The organism is Streptomyces sp. NPDC055140 (assembly GCF_053607285.1).
In genome coordinates this window covers 1-1,296 of sequence record NZ_JBSGTG010000202.1, presented here as the reverse complement: position 1 = coordinate 1,296, position 1,296 = coordinate 1, and the positions used below count along the sequence as shown (strand labels likewise).

Here is a 1,296-nt window from a genome sequence, read left to right as displayed (position 1 = left end):
GCCTCCGGCTGTCCGCCTGGTTCTCGACGGCGGACGTCACGGACGCCGAGCTGGCCGCCGAGATCGAGCGCAAGCGCCGCCAGGCCGACCGCCGTCAGGGCCAGGAGTCCCGCGCCCTGGCCGCCGGGCTCCGGGCCCAGATCAAGGCCGCGCCCACCGAGGAGGCCGCCGCCCCGCTCCTGGCCCAGCTCGCCGCGCTGGACGCGGCCGGGCCGGATGCCGACCGCATGAAGATCAGCGGGCGGGACATGTCCAAGGCCCGTTGGGCGAAGAAGGCTTCGCGCGTCGGCATGGTCGCCGCCGGAACGTACGCCGGGTTCCACGGCCTGACGATGGAGCCGCTCGTGGGCCTGGCCGCGCTCGGCACGGGCGGCCCGGCCGCCTGGTGGTACCTCTCCCGTCCGCTGTCGCCGGAGGAGATCCCCGCGGTTCCGGTCCCGCAGCAGGGCGGCCCCGGCCTCGGCCCGGCCGGAGTCCCGGCGGCCGACGGCCCGTTCGTCCCGGACACCCTCGCCTCGATGAGCCGGGTCAGTCTGGTCAAGCCGGAGTCCGGCCGCGTCCAGGGCGAAGCCGACCTGGTGACCGCGTTGGTCAAGGCGGGGATCATCACCCCCGCCCAGCGCGACGAGACGCACCTCGCCGGAGTCATCGAGCCCGCCGGCCCCGGCTGGACCGCCACCGTCGATCTGCCGCGCGGCATCAAGGCATCCGCTGCCGTCTCCCGGATCGAGGACCTCGCCTCCGCCCTGCGGATCAAGAAGTCCCGCATCGAGATCACCCCGGACACCGGCGACGACGGGCACGAGGGCCGGTTCGTCCTCTGGGTCGCCAACGAGGACAACCCCTACGGCAACGGCAAGCACCCCTCCGAGCTGATCGACGCCCCGGCCTGGGACTTCTGGGGCGACGGCGTCCCGCTCGGTGCCGACGCCCGGCGCAAGCGCCACGTGCTCCACCTGCTGTGGTCCTCGCTCCTGATCGGCGGCCTGATGGGCTACGGCAAGAGCTACCTGGCCCGGCTCATCGCCGCCGCCGCCGCGCTCGACCCGACCGTGCGGATCGTCGTCATCACCGGGAAGACCGGCCCGGACTGGGCCCCGCTGCGTCACGTCGCCCACCAGTGGATCGCCGGGGCCAGCCCCGACATCATCCGCCGCGTCCTCGGTGTGATCGAGGGGACCATCACCGAGATGCAGGACCGGGGAACCGAGTTGGACCGGCTCTACGAGCAGGACCCCGACCTGGTCCCCGAGGGGAAGATCACGCAGGTCCTTCTCCTATTGATTGAATTTGTTC

Annotated in this window: 1 pseudogene; it reads left to right on the top strand. The window is 72.9% G+C overall.

Going from position 1 to position 1,296, the window contains the following annotated elements:
- A pseudogene (locus ACWFR4_RS48995) lies at positions 1-1,296 on the top strand (hypothetical protein); the annotation flags it as partial.